We start from the raw sequence: 18109 nt of genomic DNA, 5'->3' as shown, positions 1-18109 counted from the left end.
CTGGGGGCGTGTCCGGAACCGAACGATGGAAGCTGATCACGCACGCGGTGCGTGAGGCCGGGCGGCTCGGCGTCGCGGAACTCGCCGCGCTCACCGGCGCGTCCGAGATGACGATCCGCCGCGACCTCGACGCGCTCGCGCGTCAGGGCGTCCTTGAGCGCTACCGGGGCGGGGCACGCAGCCTCGTCCTGCGCGGCGACGAGGAGCCCTTCGCCGCGCGGGCCCGCGAGGGCAGCGAGGCGAAGCTCCGTATCGCCGCCGAGGCCGCCGGGCTGCTCGCGGACGGCGAGTCCGTGGTCCTCGACAGCGGGACGACGTGCGTCGAGGTCGCCCGCGCGCTCACGGGCCGCCGCTTGACGGTCATGCCGCTCTCGCTGCACGCCGCGCACGTCCTCACGGAGCGGTACGGGGGCGTCGAGCCTCCCACGACGCGCCTCCTGCTCCCCGGCGGCGAGCCGCGTCCCGGCGAACTCGCCCTCACCGGGCCGCTCACCGAGGCCTCGCTCGCCGCGCTCCGCTTCGACACGGCGGTACTCGGCTGCTGCGGCCTCACCGCGGCGGACGGGCTCACGGCGTACGACCTCGCGGACGCCGCCGTCAAGCGCGCAGCGATCGCCTCGGCCCGCCGCGTCGTCGCCGTCACCGAGGGCGCCAAGCTCTCGCGTACCGCTCTCGCCCACGTGGTCCCTGCCACCGCGCTGCACACGGTGGTCACCGACGAGGAAGCCCCGCCGGAGGAGGTCGCCGCGCTCACGGCGGCGGGCGTGACGGTACTCACGGTGCGGGGCGCGGCCGGCGGCTGAGGCGAGGCGCACGTCACCCTGGCGGCAACCGCCCACCCGTCGCCTCACGTTCACCTTCCCGTCTCCCGCGGTACTCCCGTGACGCACCCGCCGTTCTCATTGGCTCCTCATACGCCGCTGGTTACGTGGCCGTGTCCGGTCGGGCCACGACGTACGAGCGAGGAGGCACATGGTGTTCCTGTCGAGGGCGGCAACGACGAGGCGGAGGGCGGACGCGAGACGCGAGGGGCGGGCGGCGGAGCCGCCGGGCCCGGGGACCCCGGAGGCGGGCATCCCGCGGCCCGCCACGGGGGAAGCCCTCCACGCCACCGGCCGTCCGCACGCCTTCAACCGCTTCGAGCTCAAGTACCTCGTCCCGGTCGAGCAGGCCGCCGAGATCCGCGAGGAACTGGCGCAGCGCATGGACATCGACGCGCACAGCCCGCCCGGCGGCTACGGCGTGTGGAGCCTCTACTACGACACACCGCTGCTCCGCTTCTACTGGGAGAAGATCGAGGGCCTCAAGTTCCGTCGCAAGCTGCGGATTCGCCACTACGGGGAGCCCGACGGCGTGACCGACGACTCGCCCGTGTGCGTCGAGATCAAGCAGCGCGTCAACCGCGTCACGCAGAAGCGCCGCATCACGCTGCCCTACGGCGAGGCGCGGCGCCTGTGCGACGGGCGAGAGCTGGTCGCGCACGCGCCGGGCGAGAGCGCCTTCGTGCAGGAGGTGCTCGACCTGATCGTGCGGCTCGACCTGCGGCCCACCGCTCTCACCGGCTACCAGCGCGAGGCGCTCGTCGGCCGTGCGGCGGACACCGGCCTGCGCGTCACGTTCGACCGTCGCGTCCGGGGCAGGGACCGTGATTTCCACTTCGGCACCGCCACACCGGAGAACCGCTTCACGCTCCCTCCGCACATGGCCGTCATGGAGGTCAAGGTGAACGAGCGCACCCCGCACTGGATCACCGACCTCGCCGCGCGGCGGAACCTCGCCCTCGTGCGCGTGTCGAAGTACGTGCAGTCCATCGAGACCTTCGGGCTCGCCCCGCGCTCGGTCTTCCACGTCCACGAGGCGGATTGCCCGCCTCCCGCGAAACCCGCCGCGAACGAACCCGGCACCCTAACGGACGAACAGCCGCCCCCGGAGCGGCCGACGCGTCCCGACGCGTCGTCGAAAGCAGGAGCACAGTGAACTTCGCTCTCGATCTCCAGGAACTGAGCGGCACCTTCAGCGTCGCCGACGTCGTGGCGGCGCTGGCCCTGTCCTTCGTCCTGTCCGCGCTCATCGGTTTCGTGTACCGGTCCACGCACCGCAATGTGTCGTACAGCCAGTCGTACGTGCAGACGCTCGTCATCGTCGGGATGGTCGTCGCGCTCATCATGCTCGTCGTCGGCTCGAACCTGGCGCGCGCCTTCTCCCTCGTCGGGGCCCTGTCCGTGGTCCGCTTCCGCAACGCGGTCAAGGAGACGCGGGACGTCGGCTTCCTCTTCCTGGCCATGTCCATCGGCATGGCCTGCGGCGCCCGCTTCTACACGCTGGCCGCCGTCGGGGCGGTGGTCGTCTGCGCCGTCGTCCTCGTGATGTCCAAGTTCGACTGGTTCGCGCTCAACGTGCAGCGCCAGGTGGTCAAGGTCCAGGTCCCCACGGGTGAGGACCACACGCCGCAGATCCGCGACGTCCTCATCAAGTACACGACCGAGTTCGAGCTGGTGAGCACCGAGACGATACGCGGCGGCGCGCTCAGCGAGGTCTTCTACACGGTCCGGCTGAAGAAGGGCGCCGAGCCCGGCGACCTGGTCAACGCGCTCCAGGCGCGCACTTCCGGACAGCGGGTCACGGTCCTGACCGGTTACGACACGACGGACCTGTGATGGGCGGCGGAAGCGGCACGGAGCCGGGACGCGCGGCGCGGCCCGTACGGCTGCGGGACCGCGTGCCCGTCAGGCTGCGGCACCACTGGAAACCGGCCGCCGCGCTCGGCGTCGGGCTCGCCGCCGTGGTCGTCTTCCTCGGCGACGCGCGCGTCTCCCCGTACGTCACCTCCGCCTCGCGCGCGGAGGGGAACCCCGTCACCGACGACGTCGCGGGGGCGGTCGGGCTCTACGACCCTTCGGCCGCGCACGCGATCCAGCTCACGTACGAGCAGAGCGACTTCGACAAGATGATGGCGGCCTTCGAGAAGGACGGAACGAAGGACTACATCAAGGCCGACCTCGTCATCGACGGCGTCTCGCTCAACGACGTGGGGATACGGCTCAAGGGCAACTCCACCCTCTCGTCGCTGCGCGGGACCCGGGGCGCCCCCGGAGGCGGCGGAGGCGGGTTCCCCCCAGGAGGGGGCGCGGGCGGCGCGAAGACGGGAGGCGACGCGAAGGCGGGAGCAGGGGCGAAGGCGGGGGACCCCGCGAAGACCGAAGGCGGCCGGGCTTCCCAGGGCGGGGGCGCCGGGATGGGTGGCGGGATGGGTGGCGGGATGACGCAGTACGACCTGTCCGCCGCCAAGCCCGAGGAACTGCCCTGGCTCGTCAGGATCGACGAGTACGTGGAGGGCCGCGCCTACCAGGGCGAGCGGGAGATCTCCCTGCGCCCCGGCAGCGACGGCCAGGTCCCGCTCAACGAGGCCCTCTCCCTGGCGCTCACCGCGAAGAGCGGGCAGAAGGCCGAGCGGTACGGCTTCACCCGGCTCACGGTGAACAACCGCCCGGCGGCGACGCGTCTCATGGTCGAGTCGCCCGGCACCGACTACGCCGAGGACGTCGCCCAGGGCAACGGCGTGCTCTACAAGGCGAAGGCGGACGGGAGTTTCGACTACCAGGGCGACGATCCGACGGACTACGAGGATTCGTTCAAGCAGCTCAACAAGGTGGGCAGTCAGGACCTCGAACCTGTCATGAAGCTCATCAAGTGGGCGAACAAGGCGTCCGACGCGGAGTTCGCCCGCGACCTGCACAGGTACGTGGACATCAGCTCCTTCGCCCGCTACGTCGCTTCGCAGAACCTCCTGCTGAACTTCGACGACATGGCGGGCCCCGGCAAGAACTACCTGCTGTGGTACGACCTCGACACCAAGAAGTTCTCGGTGCTCGGGTGGGACTACAACATGACGTTCAGCGGGGAGGCGTCCACGGGACCGGACGACTCGGTCGGCATGGGCGGCGGGATGCCGGGGGGCGGCGCGGACGGCGGCGAAGCGGAAGGCGGCGGCCCGGTGGTGGGCGGCGGCCAGGACGGCGGCGGCCCCGGCGCGGCAGGCCGCAACGGAGCGGCCCCCGCGAGCGGGACGGACGGCGGCGCGGGCCCCCGCAGCGGTCATCTGCTGAAGACCCGGTTCCTCGCCTCCGACGCTTTCGACGCCGTCTACCACTCCGCGTACCGCGCGCTGTACGAGAAGTTCTACGCGTCGGGGGCGGCGGCGCAGGAGCTGAAGTCGATCGCCGTGCGGGCCCGCGCGGCGGTCGGCACGTCGCAGGAACTCGACAGCGCGGTGACGCGGCTGACGAAGACCGTCACCGACAGGAAGGCGGCCCTCGCCGAGGACGCGGAGGTGACGGGCTGAGCGCTCCCGGTGCCGGGGACGGCCGTGCCGCGGCGCGGCCGTCCCCGGCGTTCCCCCGTTCCCCCGCCCCCCGTTCCGCCGACACACCGCACGCCGAGGTGCCGTTCATGACCGACCCCCGCTTCCCCGCCACCGGGCACACCGTCCTGGTCGTGGAGGACGACGCCAGCATCCGGACCCTGCTCACCACCGCGCTCGGCGCGGCCGGTTACTCCGTGGCGAGCGCGGCGGACGGGCGGGAGGCCGTGGCCCTCGCGGGCAGCCGCAGGCCCGACCTCATCGTCCTCGACGTCATGCTGCCGGACACGGACGGCTTCCGGCTCACGCGCGCGCTGCGCGCCCAGGGCGTCTACACGCCGGTGCTCTTCCTCACCGCGCGCACGGGCGTGGAGGACCGCATCACCGGGCTCAGCTCGGGCGGCGACGACTACGTCACGAAGCCCTTCCACGTCCAGGAGGTGCTGCTGCGCGTGCGCGCCATCCTGCGCCGTGCGGGCGCCCCCGCCTCCACGGCGCCCGTACGGCCGCCGCTGCGGTACGGGGGTGTGACGCTGGACGAGAGCACGCACGAGGCCGAGCGCGCAGGCCGTCCCCTGCGCCTGTCCCCCACCGAGTTCCGCCTCCTGGCCTGTCTGCTCGCGCGGCCCGAGCGTGTTCTGGAGAAGGCGGAGATCCTCCAGCGGGTGTGGCGGTACGACTTCTCCGGCGATACGCGCATCGTCGACACGTACGTCAAGAACCTGCGCCGCAAGCTCGACCGCGACGGCGCGCCCCCGCTCGTCCACACGGTGCGCGGCGTCGGCTACTGCCTGCGGCTGCCGCGCGAGGCGACCGGCCCCTTGACGCCGTGAACCGTCTCCGCCGTCTCGCGCGCCTCCTGCGCACCGCCCCGTGCAGTGTCCGCCCCCGCTCCCTGCGCGCCCGGCTCGTCCTCCTCACGAGCCTGCTCGCCACGAGCGCCGTGCTGCTGTGCCAGCTCGCGGGGCTCGCGGTGCTCCGCGGCTGGCTCACCGATCAGCTCGACGACCGTCTCGCGCACTTCCGGCCGCCGCCCGGCGCCTCCGCGGACATCGCGGCCCACGGCGAGCCGCGCGGCCCCGGTGACGACGCCCTGCCCTCCGACTACCGGGTCTTCTTCTACGACGATCAGGGCCACCTCCTCCGTACGCACCTCGGCGCCGACGACGGGGCCGGGCCCGGGCTGCCCGAGCGCCTCGCCGCGCTGCCGCTCGCCGACGGCAGCCCGGGCACGCTGCCCTCGCAGGACGAGAACGGCTCCGCGTGGCGGGCCGTCACCTCGGAGGGCCCCGAAGGGACGCGCACGGTCGTGGCGCTCCCGCTGGACACCGTGGACGGCGCCACGGCGAAGCTCCTGTGGCTCGGACTCGGGCTCGGGCTCGCGGTCGCCGTGGGCGTCGTCGTGCTCGGCGGCGGCGCGGTACGGCTCGGGCTGCGGCCCCTCACGCGCGTCGAGCGGACGGCGCGGCACATCACCCAGGGCGCGCTCGGGCTCAGCGTGCCCGTCACGGACCCTGACACCGAGGTGGGGCGGCTCGGGCTGGCGCTCAACACGATGCTGGACCGGCTGCGCGCCGCGCTGCGCCGTACCGAGGCGTCCGAGACCCGGCTGCGGCACTTCATGGCGGACGCGGGGCACGAGCTGCGCACTCCGCTCACCGCGGTGCAGGGCTTCGCCGAACTCCTCATCGACGAACCGGCGATGACCCCGCAGCGTCGCGCGCAGGCGCACGCGCTCATCGCCCGCGACGCGGAGCGCATGAGCCGCCTCGTCGACGGCCTGTTCCTCCTCGCGAAACTCGGCGACTCCCCCACCACCCACCGCGAGCCCGTCGACCTCCTCTCGCTCGCCGCCGACGCCATCGCCACGACCGCGATCCGCCACCCGCGCAGGGCCATAGCCCTGGAACCCCTGGCGGCGTCCCCCGCGCACGACCTCGACGTCATCGAGGCGCCGGGCGACCCGCACCAACTCGCCCAGGTGCTCGGCAACCTCCTCACCAACGCGTGCGTCCACACCCCGCCGGAGAGCACCGTCACGGTACGGGTCGGGGCGCGCCAGGAGGCCGGGGGCGCCGTGTGCGTGGTCGAGGTCGCCGACGACGGCCCCGGCATCGCGCCCGAGGACGCCCCGTACGTCTTCGACCGCTTCTACCGCGCACGCCCTTCGGGGCAGGGGACGCCGGCGGGGGACGGCGTGGGGACGGCGTGCGGTGCGAAACGCGCGGGGGCCGCCGCGGCGGACACGGCACCCGGGGCGGGCGCGGGGCCGGACGACGACAGCGTCGGCGCCCCCGGTTCCGGCCTCGGCCTCGCCATCGCCTCGGCCATCGCCGCGGCTCACGGCGGCCGTCTCACGCTCGACAACCGCCCCGGTGCCGGTTGCGTCTTCCGCCTCGTGCTGCCGGAGCCGACAGCCCCGGGCGGCCCTCAGGGGGACGGCGGTACGCGCGACCGCGGGCGCGGGTCCCTGCGGTGACGCACGGGCGGTCCCGCCAAGGTCGCCCCCGCGCGACGCCGGTCAGCGCACGCGGGCGGGCGGGCGCCCCGCGCCGGGCGGCCCGGCGAACGCCTGGGCCACCTCCAGCCACTCCGTGGCGACGGGGCCGACGACGGTGAGGGCGAGGTCGGCGGGGTTCCTGCGCTGGGTGACGAGGAGGCAGAAGTCGAGCGCGGGGCCCGTCACGCGGTTCGCCGCTTCGACCGGGCCGTAGGACCACGTACCGCCGTCGGGGGCGGCCAGTTCGACCCGTACCGGGGCAGTGGGCAGGGGCCGTCCGTACGTCGCGAAGCCGTGCCCGATGGTGCGGAAGCCCAGGTGCGCGATGTGCCGCAGGCGCGCGGTCGCCGGGCGGCCGAGCGAGAGCGCGTCGTGGATGTCCTGCCCGTGCGCCCAGGTCTCCATGAGCCGGGCGGTGACCATCGAAGCGGGGGCCATGCGGGTGCCGATCCACGCGATCCTCGTCCCGTCAGGGACGCGCGCGAGCGCGTCGGCGAGCGCGGTGCGGCCCGTGCGCCAGCGGTCCAGGAGTGCGGCGGGAGCGGTACGGAACTCCTCGGCGCCCTCGTCGGCGAGCCGCTCCGGGCGGACGCGGGCCAGGCGCGCGGCGAACTCGCCGGGCTCCGTCGCGGCGAGGAGCGCCACGTCGTCGGTCCAGGCGAGGTGCGCGATCTGGTGCGCGACGGTCCAGCCCGGCGAGGGCGTGTCCCGGTCCCACGCGGCCTCGGGGAGACCGGCGACCACCCGGTCGAGCGCGGCCGATTCCTCGGCCAGATCGGTCAGCAGAGCGGCGAGGTCCACCACGGTGTGCTCCTTCGTCGGCGCGAGCCCGCACGGGCACGGACCGGACAGCCTCCCGCCACCCGGCCCCGCTGACCAGGGTCCTGGCCGGGACACGCCCACCCCCTCCCCACCTTCCCGATATGACTGTTTTGTGCTGGTATGTGGATTCGCTGTGTCCGCCCCGCACCCGTCGCTGCCCTCCTCTCCCCTCCCCTCCCCTCCCGTCCCGCCCCTCCGCGCCAGGAGAAGCCCCCGTGAAGATCGCCTTCCTGATCAACAACGCCTACGGCATCGGCGGCACGATCCGCTCCACCGCCAACCTCTCCCGCGCCTTCGCCGAGCGCCACGACGTGGAGGTCGTGAGCGTCCACCGCGCGAAGGACACCCCGGCGATCCCCTTCGACCCCCGCGTCAGGCTGACGACGCTCATCGACACGCGCCCCGGCTCCCGCGCCCTCACCACGGGCCCCCTCGCACAGCGCCCCTGCACGATGTTCCCCGGCCCTGCGGCGCCGCGCGTCAGCGGCAGGACCCTGTACTCGGCGCTGCACGACGAGCGGATCGGCCGCTGGCTCCGTACGACCGACGCGGACGTCGTCATCGCCACGCGCCCCGACCTCAACGGCTACCTCGCGCGCGACGGGCAGCGCCGCTGCGTGCGCGTCGGGCAGGAGCACTTGAGCCTCGCGGGGCACAGCGACGCGGTCCGTACGGCGCAGAACGGCGTGATCGGGCGGCTCGACGCCTTCGTCACGGTCTCCGAGGCGGACGCCGCCGCCTACCGCGCCGCGCTGCCCGGCGTGCCGACCCGCATCCGCTGCATCCCCAACGGCGTGCCCGCACCCGTCGTCGAGGGCTCGGCCAGGGACGCGGACGTCATCGTCGCCGCCGGGCGGCTCATCCCCGTCAAGCGGTACGACCGACTCGTCGACGCCTTCGCGCGCGTCGCCGACGCGCACCCGACCTGGACGCTGCGGCTGTACGGGCGCGGTCCCAGGCAGGCGGAGTTGCGCGAGCGGATCGACCGGCTCGGCCTCTACGAGCGCGTCCGGCTCATGGGGTCCTTCGCGCCGATCGAGACGGAGTGGGCCAAGGGCTCGATCGCGGCGGTCTCCTCGGACAAGGAGTCCTTCGGGATGACCATCGTGGAGGCGATGCACTGCGGCGTCCCCGTGATCGCCACCGACTGCCCGCACGGCCCCGGCGAGATCATCACGCACGACAGCGACGGCGTCCTCGTCCCACTGGACTCGGGCGTGGCGGGCTACGCGGCCGCGCTCGACCGGCTCATGAGCGACCGTGAGCTGCGCGGACGGCTCGCGGCCGGTGCGGTACGGCGCGCGGCGGACTACGCGCCGGACCGGATCGCCGAGCGGTACGAGGACCTCTTCCGCGCGCTCGGCGCCGGACGCGCCCCGGCCCGGCCGGCGACGCCGCCGTGGTGGCGCAGGCTGCGCGCCGCGTTCCGCCCCGTACGGGCGACGCCGCCGCGCCCCGCGACGGAGACCCGCCCGCTCGCTTCGGCGCGCTCGGGGGCCGACGGCGAGATCGTGTTCCGCTTCCCCGCAGCGTCCCTCGCCGACACCGAACTCGACCTGCTCGCCCGGCTGCGCCGCGACCCCAAGGGCCGCGAGGTACGCGTCCCCCTGCCGTCGCCCGGGGCCCGCGGCGCCGAGACGCGCGTCACGCTCGACCCGCTCACGCACCCGCTCGCCGAGGGCCGCTGGGACTGCTACGTCGTACCGCGCGGCGCGACGCGCGGGCGCAGGCGTCTCGTGTGCGAGGTCGCCGAGCGCGCGCGGCGCGTCGGTCGCGCGCCGCTCACCGCGCCGGACGGCGAGACGGTGAGCGCGCTCCCGTACGCGACGGCGGACGGCTTCCTCGCGGTACGGACCTGGCGGCGCCCCGCGCACGCGGAGGTCACGCGGATCACGGTGGGCGCCGAGTCGACGACCGTGTACGCCGCGCTGCCCGTACCGGCCCAGGGCGCCGTCGTCGTCGCCGTCTCGCGCCAGGGCGAGTCGGGGGACTTCACCGTGCCCGTGACCCCGGACGGCACGGGCCTCGTCTTCACGCTCCCCCGCACGAGACCCGCGGCCGCCCCGCACTGCCGCTGGGACCTCTACCTGCGCGTCCCTTCCCACGACGTCCCCGTCACCCTCGGCCGTATCGGCGGCGACATCATCGACCGCAACAAGACGGACCTCCTCCCGGCAAGCCGCATCGACGACGCGACGGAAGCACGCGTCCTGTTCACCGGCGCCCACAACCTGGCCTTCGAGGTGCGCACGCGGTAACGGGCGGCGCGGGCGGGTTTCCTGGCCGAGGCGCCCCCGGGCACGGCGCCGGGCACCGGGGGCGGTCTCCGGGCTATGGTGCCGGGCCGTACAGTGCTCGTACCCCCTTCCCCGCGCCCGCAGGAGCCCGCCGTGTCCCCGACTCCAGGAACGCTGCACCACGTCGAGATCTGGGTCCCCGATCTCCGGCGCGCCACCGAGGACTGGGCCTGGCTGCTCGAAGCGCTCGGTTACACGCTCCATCAGGAGTGGGACGCGGGAAGGAGCTGGCGCCTGGACGCCACGTACCTCGTCTTCGAGGAGTCCCCCGCGCTCTCCGGCGCGCGCCACGACCGCCTCGCCCCCGGCCTCAACCACCTCGCCTTCCACGCGGGGCCCCGCGCCACTGTCGACGCGCTCACCGACAAGGCCCTCTCCCACGGCTGGACGCTCCTCTTCCCCGACCGTCACCCCCACGCGGGCGGCCCCGACCAGTACGCCGCCTACCTGGAGAACCGCGACGGCTTCGAAATCGAACTCGTCGCCGCCGGCTGAGGCGGGCGGCACAGGAGACGGCGCAGCGGGCGGCAGACGGGGAATGTCGCCCCGACCGGCGGAATGCCCGCGCGCCAGGCCGGGGAGGGAGCGCGCGTCGCGCGCTCCCTCCCCGGTCATCCCCCGCGGCCTCGCCGGACACCGGGGGACGAAGCGCCGTCACGCACCGGCGACGGCGGCCTTCCCGTTGAACGGCTCGGCGCGCACGGTGAGCCGTGCGTGCCCGGCCGCGCGGGGCCAGGAGAGCGTGACGGTGCGCGTCTCGCCCGGCAGGAGCCACAGGTAGTTGTCGCTGTAGAGCGTGGGCAGGACACGTTCCCCGCCCCGCTCCTCGCGCAGCGACAAGCGGGTCATCGCGGCCACCGCGTGGCCCCGGTTGCCGACGCGTACCCGCACCTCCTCGCGGTCGCCCTTCCGCGTGCGGCCGAGGGCGGTGAGGGTGAGACGGGCGTCGGGGAGGCCGCCGATGGCCCGCATCGCCTCGGGGGTGCGGTGGCGCCAGTAGGTGTTTTCGGACAGCACCCGGCCGCCCGAGGTACTGAGGGTGAGGCGCAGCAGGTGCAGTTCGGGCAGACCCGCGGTGAACTCGCTCGTGAAGGCGCGCGCCTTGGCGGCGGCCGGGACGTCGAGCCGGGTGGAGCGGGTGCGCCCGAGTTGCCGGCCGTCGAGGGCGTACAGGCGTGCCTCGACGCGTACGTCCTTCAGGGCCTTGCCCGTGTGGTTGAGCGCGAGCACCTCGCCCTTCTCCGGGTCGGCCTGCACGTGGACCGGCTCGCAGGCGGAACGGGCCCCGTAGTACGTGCCGTTGACGTCGAAGTCGTAGTCGTAGGTCTGCCACACGGTGCTGTGCCACGCCGGGTGCGACATCCACAGCATGAGCCCGGTGGCGTCCTCCCACAGGTGGGCGTTCCATGCCTCGAACATCGCGCGCGCGTTGTCGTAGTTGACGAATTGCGCCTTGCGGGCGAAGTCGTCGAGGTCGTGCGCGGTACCGAGGCGCCGCTCGATCGCCGCCTTGTAGTGCTGCGGGGCCTGGTTGCCGTTCTCGCTCCAGTCGTGGTGGTACCAGGCGCCGCCGATGGGCCACTCCGGTTCGTCGCCTGTCATGGCGCGCAGGCTCTCGGCCGTGGAGGCGACGGGCATGCCGATCTCGGTGTGGAAGCCGAAGGAGCCGCTGCCGTACGTGTCGGCGCTGAAGTAGCTTTCTGGCTCGACGTATCCGTAGGGGCCGCCGCCTGTGGCGATGCCGCCCGCCGAGTTGTTCTGGTACAGGAGCCCGGGCGCGAGGTCGGCGACGGCCTCGCGCATCCCCTGGTCGATCGCGGCGGGCGGGTCGCCCTCGTTGGCGCCGCACCACACGACGACGCTCGGGTGGATGCGGTAGCGCAGCACGGTGTCCCTCGCCTGGGCCACGAAGACGTCGTGGTCGGGGGCGTCCATGCCCCAGGCGTTCGGGAAGTCGTTCCACACGAGGATGCCGTACTCGTCGCACTTGGCGAAGAACTCCTCGCGGTCGCAACTGCCCACCCAGTTGCGGATCATGGTGAAGTTCATGTCGCGGTGCATGCGCACGGCGGCGTCGAGCCGCTCCTCCGGCATGCGGCGCAGGAGTTCGTCCCAGCCCCAGTTCCCGCCGCGGGCGAGGACAGGGACGCCGTTGACGCTGAGGCGCAGCGGCTTCGGGGTGTTGTCGACGCTCGCGACGTCCTTCCACGTACGGCCGTCGTCGGAGACCTGCACCGTGTACGTCTTCGGGTAGGCGCGTTCCCACAGTGCCGCGACGCGGTCGAAGGTGCGGGCCCCGCCGAAGTCCAGGGCGATCCACTGCCCGTCCTCGGCCTGCGAGGACCAGCGGGTGTCGTCCCGGCCGTCGGTCGCGTGCGCCGCCGGGTGGTCGGACTCCTCGCTCGACGCCGAGACGGCGGCCTCCCGCGCGAGGTCCTTGCCTTCGTGCGGCACGCTCAGCGACCACAGCGAGTTGCCCCAGCTCGTCGCCCGCTTCCCGCAGGCGAGCCGGACCCAGCGGGCGGTCACCTCGGGGAACTCGGTGACCCGCAGGCTCGCGTCCGCGTTGCCGAAGGACAGCGGCAGGGCGGAGTTGTCGACGCTCGCCACCTCGGTCCACGAGTCGCCGTCCGAGGAGACCTGCACGGTGAAGGTACGCGCGTAGGCGCGTTCCCACGTGAGGTCCAGGCGGTCGAAGTCCTGCTCGGCGCCGAGGTCGACGCGCAGCCACTGCCCGTCCTCGTACGCCGACGACCAGCGGGTGCGCGGGTCTCCGTCGGTGGCGTGCGCGGCGGCGCCGCCGTCCCCGTCGGTGGAGGAGGCGGTGGCCTCGGCGTGCAGGGCGAGGTCGGTGCCGGGGCGCTCGCTGTCGCGTACCGCGAGCGTCCAGAGCGAGAAGCCCCAGTCGGTCGCCCGCTCTCCGCAGTTCAGCCGGACGTAGCGGGCGCTGCGGCGGCCGAGGTCCACGGACTGGACGGCGGCGTCCTCCGCGGTGCCGAAGGGCAGCGGGATTTCGTAGGCGTAGCCGAACTGGCGGACGCCGAACCGGGTCGTGCGGCGGTCGCTCTCGGTGCCGTCCACGCTCGCGGTGAGCCGGAGGCCGTACAGGTGCGGCTCACCGAGGCCGTTGGGCCACCACAGCTTCGGGTGGCGCAGGCGCAGCGCGGTGAAGGCGTCGGGCGCCAGGACCGCCTCCGTCTCCTCACCGGCGCGCACGGTCACGTTCCTGGCGACCTTGACGCCGTCGAAGGCGGCCTCGACGCGCACGGAGTGGTCACGCGTGTCCGCGTTGCGCACGGGGACGATGACGGTGACCTCGGCGACCGAGGTGTCGGGCAGCTTCGGCAGCACGGTGTCCACGCGCGGGTCGCCGATGACGACCTGCCCGGTGGCGCGCAGCCGTACGTGGTTCCAGATCCCGGCCCCCCGGTCGCGGACGGCGGGCATCCAGTCCCAGCCGGACGAGGCGAGGTAGGTGGGCGAGTTCTTGTTCATCTGCTCGGCGCCCGCGTCCACCCAGGACTCGCCCGCCGGGCCCTTGTCGCCCGGGCTGCCGGGGACGGGCATGGGGCTGACGCGCACGGCGAGGGCGTTCTCGCCGTGCGCGGCGAGGAGTGCGGTCACATCGAGCGCGGCGCGGGCGAAGGGGTGGCTCAGTTCCCCGGCCCTGCGGCCGTTGAGCCACACCTCGGCCGCGTGGTTGACGCCGTCGAACTCCAGCCACACGCGGCGGCCGCGCCCGGTGCGCAGCCCGCGTGGCGTGGCGAAGTCGCGCTTGTACCACCAGGTGTGCCGGGAGAGCGCCTCGGGGATGTGCAGGTTGTTGAGCCCGGCGACCGGGTCGGGCAGCTTGCCCTGCTCGACGAGGGCGCCGAGCACGGTGCCGGGGACGAGGGCGGGCAGCCAGCCGCTCGTGTCCACGGTGGGGCGGGAGAGCGCGGCGCCGTCCGCCTTCACCCGGTCGTCCATCGTCAGGACCCAGCCGGACTCGACCGGTACGGTCCCGTCGTCGGCGAGGGCGAGCGCGGGGGCCGCGTGGTGCCGGGTGCCCCAGTCGGTCCAGCCGGTGGCGGTGGGGCGATGGCCGGGCTCGTCCCCCCAGACGGCGAAGCCGTTGAGGCCCAGAGGGAGCGCGCCGGAGCGCTCGCGGGCGGTGAACCGGACCCAGCGGCAGGTCACGGGCCGGGACAGCGTGACCTCGGTGCGCCCGCCCTTGCCGTCGGTGACGCGGTGCACGCGCTGCCATGTCCTGCCGTCGCGCGAGACCTCCAGGTCGAAGGCGGTGGCGTAGCTGGACAGGTTCTCCTTGCCCGTGGTGCCCGTACGGGGATTGCCCGTCGTGGGCGGGGTGAAGACGGGATCTCCCGCTGCGGCCTCGAAGACGAGCCCGACGCGGCTGACCCGGCACTGCGCCTGGAGGTCGACGCTGATCCACTGCGGGTCACCGGCGGCGGCGCGCCAGCCGCTGCCCCGGGGCCCCGGGGCATCGAGGCCGTCCACGGCGAACGAGGCAGGCGTGGGCGCGTAGTCGGTCGAGGAGACGCGGACGGGACGGTGCCGGGCGAGTTCGCGGGACGTCCCGCCGCCCGGATCGGCATGAGCGGCGGCAGGTGCCACGGCGTCAAGACCGAAGCCGGCGAGAAGGGTGGCTCCGGTGACGACGACTCCGCGCCGCGTCGGACGGGACAAGGAAGGGGCGGGGAACGGCTGCTCGGCCATGCGGTGGTCATCCCTCGGGCAGCGTCCCGTCCGGCCGGCGCCGGGGCGGGCGGTGGGGCGAACGGGAACGGTGGCGGCATGTGACAACGTTGTCAGGTCAACTGAATGTGACATTCCGTGCGTTGACAACGTTGCCACAGCCTCCGTGTCACCGATGACGGCTGTCAAGATACGTGCACGAAGGAGTTCACCGGCAGCGGGACCGAAGCCGCGGTGGCGTGCCCTCCACGCGCCGGGCGCACGTCGCGCGGACCGAGCCCACGCCCGGCGGCTCGCGGGCGGCACGTCGCGCGGGGCGGACCCATGCGCGGCGGGCCACGGGCGGCACACCGGGGCGATGCGGCGCGGCGCCCGCCCTGTTCCGGCGCCGACCGCGCGGGCCTTGCCCTCATCGGCGGAGGCGAGGTCCGCGCGGACGCCTTCCTCGGTGAACGGCGGTTCGTCAGCCGGAACCGGCTTCCCGGCCCGGTGCCTGAGCCGTCGCCGTCCCGGTCAGCCGACGCAGGGTGAAGGGCGTGGCGAGGATGTCATCGAGGACGCGGGCGACGTTCTTGAAGTGGGGCGTCCGGAAGTGGGCCTCCAGAGCCGCTTCGTCGCGCCACTCCTCCAGACAGATCATCGCGCCCGGCCTCGCCGGGTCGGTGAAGGGCCGGTACCCGAGGCATCCGGCCTCGGCCTCGGAGGGCGCGACCATCGCGGCGAGCGCGTCGCTGAGCGCTTCCTCCTGGCCGGGCCCGGCCAGGAACTCGGCCACGAGGACCACCGTTCCGGTCGGCAACGGATTCCCCTCCCGGTTTCGGCCCCTTCCTTGTTGTCCGGTCATGCCGTGACCGTCACGCCCTTGAGGAGCCAGCCGATCTCCGCGTACGGGCCGACTTCCGCGAAGAACTCCTTGAAGTAGCGGCCTTCGGCGTGCGCCTGGAAGGCCGCCTCGTCGGCGTACGCCTCGTTCAGATAGAAACGGTGCGGGTTGTCGGGGTCGGCGATCAGCTCGAAACGGAGGGTGCCCGGTTCGGCCGCACCGGATTCGCGTCCGTCCTTGAGCGCGGCGGCGACGAAGTCCGCGACGCGCTCCGGCTGGACATCCCAGGAAACGGCGACGTGATACATGAGAATCTCCCGAATCGGATCGGTGTTCGTGTGGGGGTCGTTCTCGTCCGACGAGCCGACAATGACAGTGAACAGGCCCAGGGCGGTCCGGGCCAGGTCCGGTTCTGCCTAGGAAAAACCTTCCTACCCACAGGGTCCTGGCCGTGCGCGACAATGAAGGCATGGAGAGCACATCGCCCCTGGCGGACTTCCTTCGATCAGCCCGCGCACGACTGGCCCCGCAGGACGTCGGCCTCGGCAGCGGCGGACCGACCGTGCGTCGCGTCCCCGGTCTGCGGCGTGACGAAGTGGCGCTGCTCGCCGGCATGAGTGCCGACTACTACACGCGGATGGAACAGGGGCGTGTCACGCACGCGTCGGACGCCATCGTCAACGGACTCTGCGAGGCGCTGCGGCTGAACGAGACCGAGCGCGACTACCTCTTCACGCTGTTCTCGCCGAGGGCCGCGCACGCCGCCCCGCGGAAGCGCGCGGCGAAGGAGGTGCGGCCCGTTCTGCGTCAGATGATGGACCAGATGGACGACACCGCGGCATTCGTCGTCGGTGCCGGTATGGAAGTGCTGGCGATGAACGACCTGGCCATCGCGCTTCTGCACGATTTCACGAAAGAGACGGGTCTCTCCCGGAGCCTCGCCCGCTGGGCTTTTCTCACCCCCGAGGGACGTGCTTTCTATCTCGACTGGGACGCCGCCGCCGCGGATATGGCCGCGATCCTCCGGCGCGACGCCACCAATCGCCCCGACGACAGGCACGTGAACGAACTCATCGGGGAACTTTCCGTCAAGAGCGCGGAATTTCGTCGGTGGTGGTCACAGCACAAGGTGTACCAGTGTTCTTTCGGCACCAAGCGACTGATGCATCCGCTTGTCGGGGAACTCCACATCGCGTACGAGACCTTCCCGGTTCCCGGTAAGCCGGAACAGCAGCTGTTCCTCTACACCGCCGAGAAGGGATCGCCCTCGGCGGACGCGCTGCGCATACTCGCCAGCTGGGGAAGTGAGGCGTCCCTCGCCGACAGCGGCCGGCAGGACTGAGCGGCCCCCGTCCCACGACGGCACTCCTCGGGCCCGGGGAACGTGGGGCCCGCGCCGGTAGGACAGTGGCGGCCAGGGCCTGTGCCACGTGCGGCGACCGGCGCCGGCGCTTCCCGCCGCCAGTCGCCGCCGCGTCGCTCCCGGCCCCGCCACAGCCCCGCGCCCTGGGGTCAGTCCTCGAAGACGAGCACCATCCGGCCCCGTACGCCGCCCGCCTCCAGCCTGCGGTGGGCGAACGCGGCGTCCTCCGGTGCGAGGGTGCGGGCCACCCGGGGCGTGAGCACACCGCGCTCCGTGTACGTGCGCAGCGCTTCGAGTCCCGCGGGGACGGCGCCGTACGCGCTGACCATCACCGTGTGCAGCGCGATGCCGCGCCCCGGCTGCCCGTCCCAGTACCGCAGGGTGGCCATCGCGCCGCCGTCCCGGACGGCCGGAACGACCTGTTCGTTCTGCGCCGCGCAGTCGGCGAGCCCGTCCACTCCCTCCCCTCCGGTCGCCCGGCGCATCGCCTCCGCCACTCCGGCACCGCGCGGGACGACGTCGTGCGCGCCCAGCTCCCGTACGAGTGCCGTGTCGGCAGCCGAGGCGTCGGCGACGACGCGCAGCCCGGCGGCCACGGCGAGCTGGACGAGGTAGCCGCCCACCGCCCCGGCGGCGCCCGTCACGCCGAGGGTCTGTCCGGGCGTGAGGGCGAGCTGGTCCAGCGCCATGAGGGCGGTGAGCCCGTTCATCGGCAAGGTGGCGGCGGCGGGGAAATCCGTCCCCTTCGGTACGGCGGCGACGGCGTCCTCGGAGAGGACGACCTGCTCGGCGTAGGCGCCGTGCGCGCCCTTCGGCATGACGAACGCCATGACGGCGTCGCCGACGCGCAGGCCGGTGACCCCTTGGCCCACCTCGTCGATCACGCCGGCGGCCTCCATCCCGGGGACCAGCGGGAACTCCGGCTCCTCGCCCGGCGCGAGGAACATCCCGATGCGGACGCCCGTGTCGGCGGCGTTGACCGCCGCGGCGCGGACCCTGACGCGCACCTCGCCGCTCCCCGGCCGGGGAGCGGGCAGTTCGACGGGCTCCAGTACCTCGGGGCCGCCGAGCCTGTGCAGTGCGATGGCCTTCATGGGATCTGTCCTTCCGGGGTGTCGTGCGCCGCCGCTCGGCGCCTCGTGGCGAGACACCACCGGCGATCGGCGCGGGACCCGTGACCGGGCCCTGCGACGATGGTCCGGGCGTGACACTGGTGTGAAGGCAAACCGGGTTTCCCTGCCCGGCC

At 73.5% G+C, this 18109-nt stretch carries 14 protein-coding genes; 9 read left to right on the top strand and 5 right to left on the bottom strand.

Features of this window, described 5'->3' with window-relative positions; all coding sequences use genetic code 11:
• Positions 1-8: 8 nt before the first annotated feature.
• The 6 genes from ACQYWQ_RS27965 to ACQYWQ_RS27940 all read left to right on the top strand — a co-directional run bounded on the left by ACQYWQ_RS27965 (position 9) and on the right by ACQYWQ_RS27940 (position 6839).
• The gene (locus tag ACQYWQ_RS27965) at positions 9-803 is read left to right on the top strand and encodes a DeoR/GlpR family DNA-binding transcription regulator (protein WP_431038490.1); all 795 of its coding nucleotides are present in this window, start codon (positions 9-11) and stop codon (positions 801-803) included.
• A 169-nt stretch (positions 804-972) separates the two neighbouring features.
• Positions 973-1977 carry a polyphosphate polymerase domain-containing protein gene (locus ACQYWQ_RS27960; RefSeq protein WP_431038488.1) on the top strand — a complete coding sequence of 335 codons (1005 nt, stop codon included), beginning with the start codon at positions 973-975 and terminating at the stop codon, positions 1975-1977.
• The gene (locus ACQYWQ_RS27955; RefSeq protein ID WP_431038486.1) at positions 1974-2657 is read left to right on the top strand and encodes a DUF4956 domain-containing protein; all 684 of its coding nucleotides are present in this window, start codon (positions 1974-1976) and stop codon (positions 2655-2657) included. The genes ACQYWQ_RS27960 and ACQYWQ_RS27955 overlap by 4 nt, the downstream gene beginning before the upstream one ends.
• Positions 2657-4342: a CotH kinase family protein gene (locus ACQYWQ_RS27950; protein ID WP_431038484.1), complete on the top strand. Its 1686-nt coding sequence runs from the start codon at positions 2657-2659 to the stop codon at positions 4340-4342. Before ACQYWQ_RS27955 ends, ACQYWQ_RS27950 begins: the two co-directional genes overlap by 1 nt.
• A gap of 107 nt (positions 4343-4449) precedes the next feature.
• Positions 4450-5193: a response regulator transcription factor gene (locus tag ACQYWQ_RS27945; RefSeq protein WP_431038482.1), complete on the top strand. Its 744-nt coding sequence runs from the start codon at positions 4450-4452 to the stop codon at positions 5191-5193.
• Positions 5190-6839 carry a sensor histidine kinase gene (locus tag ACQYWQ_RS27940; protein ID WP_431038480.1) on the top strand — a complete coding sequence of 550 codons (1650 nt, stop codon included), beginning with the start codon at positions 5190-5192 and terminating at the stop codon, positions 6837-6839. Before ACQYWQ_RS27945 ends, ACQYWQ_RS27940 begins: the two co-directional genes overlap by 4 nt.
• 42 nt (positions 6840-6881) lie before the next feature.
• Here the strand turns inward: ACQYWQ_RS27940 and ACQYWQ_RS27935 are convergent, their stop codons facing one another.
• Positions 6882-7661 carry a TIGR03084 family metal-binding protein gene (locus ACQYWQ_RS27935; RefSeq protein ID WP_431039381.1) on the bottom strand — a complete coding sequence of 260 codons (780 nt, stop codon included), beginning with the start codon at positions 7659-7661 and terminating at the stop codon, positions 6882-6884.
• 236 nt (positions 7662-7897) lie between these two features.
• Here ACQYWQ_RS27935 and ACQYWQ_RS27930 point away from each other — a divergent pair, with 236 nt between their 5' ends.
• Positions 7898-9940 (top strand): glycosyltransferase, encoded by a 2043-nt coding sequence (locus ACQYWQ_RS27930; RefSeq protein ID WP_431038478.1) that lies wholly within the window; start codon positions 7898-7900, stop codon positions 9938-9940.
• Positions 9941-10072: 132 nt separating this feature from the next.
• A complete protein-coding gene (locus ACQYWQ_RS27925; protein WP_431038476.1) occupies positions 10073-10474 on the top strand; it encodes a VOC family protein in 402 nt (133 codons plus the stop codon).
• A gap of 159 nt (positions 10475-10633) precedes the next feature.
• On the opposite strand, the gene ACQYWQ_RS27920 is transcribed toward ACQYWQ_RS27925, so the two are convergent.
• The 3 genes from ACQYWQ_RS27920 to ACQYWQ_RS27910 form a co-directional block, all read right to left on the bottom strand.
• Entirely contained in the window at positions 10634-14698 is a 4065-nt protein-coding gene (locus ACQYWQ_RS27920; RefSeq protein ID WP_431038474.1) for a discoidin domain-containing protein, read from the bottom strand.
• A gap of 442 nt (positions 14699-15140) precedes the next feature.
• On the bottom strand, positions 15141-15476 hold the full coding sequence (locus ACQYWQ_RS27915; RefSeq protein WP_431038472.1) for a putative quinol monooxygenase: 336 nt from the start codon (positions 15474-15476) through the stop codon (positions 15141-15143).
• A gap of 41 nt (positions 15477-15517) precedes the next feature.
• Positions 15518-15808: a putative quinol monooxygenase gene (locus ACQYWQ_RS27910; protein WP_431038470.1), complete on the bottom strand. Its 291-nt coding sequence runs from the start codon at positions 15806-15808 to the stop codon at positions 15518-15520.
• A gap of 143 nt (positions 15809-15951) precedes the next feature.
• Here ACQYWQ_RS27910 and ACQYWQ_RS27905 point away from each other — a divergent pair, with 143 nt between their 5' ends.
• Positions 15952-16842, top strand: a complete 891-nt coding sequence (locus tag ACQYWQ_RS27905) for a helix-turn-helix transcriptional regulator (RefSeq protein ID WP_431038468.1) — start codon at positions 15952-15954, stop codon at positions 16840-16842.
• Positions 16843-17012: 170 nt separating this feature from the next.
• On the opposite strand, the gene ACQYWQ_RS27900 is transcribed toward ACQYWQ_RS27905, so the two are convergent.
• Positions 17013-17957 (bottom strand): quinone oxidoreductase family protein, encoded by a 945-nt coding sequence (locus ACQYWQ_RS27900; protein ID WP_431038466.1) that lies wholly within the window; start codon positions 17955-17957, stop codon positions 17013-17015.
• Positions 17958-18109: the final 152 nt, after the last annotated feature.

Source organism: Streptomyces sp. P6-2-1, assembly GCF_050613165.1.
Classification (GTDB): domain Bacteria; phylum Actinomycetota; class Actinomycetes; order Streptomycetales; family Streptomycetaceae; genus Streptomyces.
This window is presented reverse-complemented; position numbering and strand designations above follow the sequence as displayed.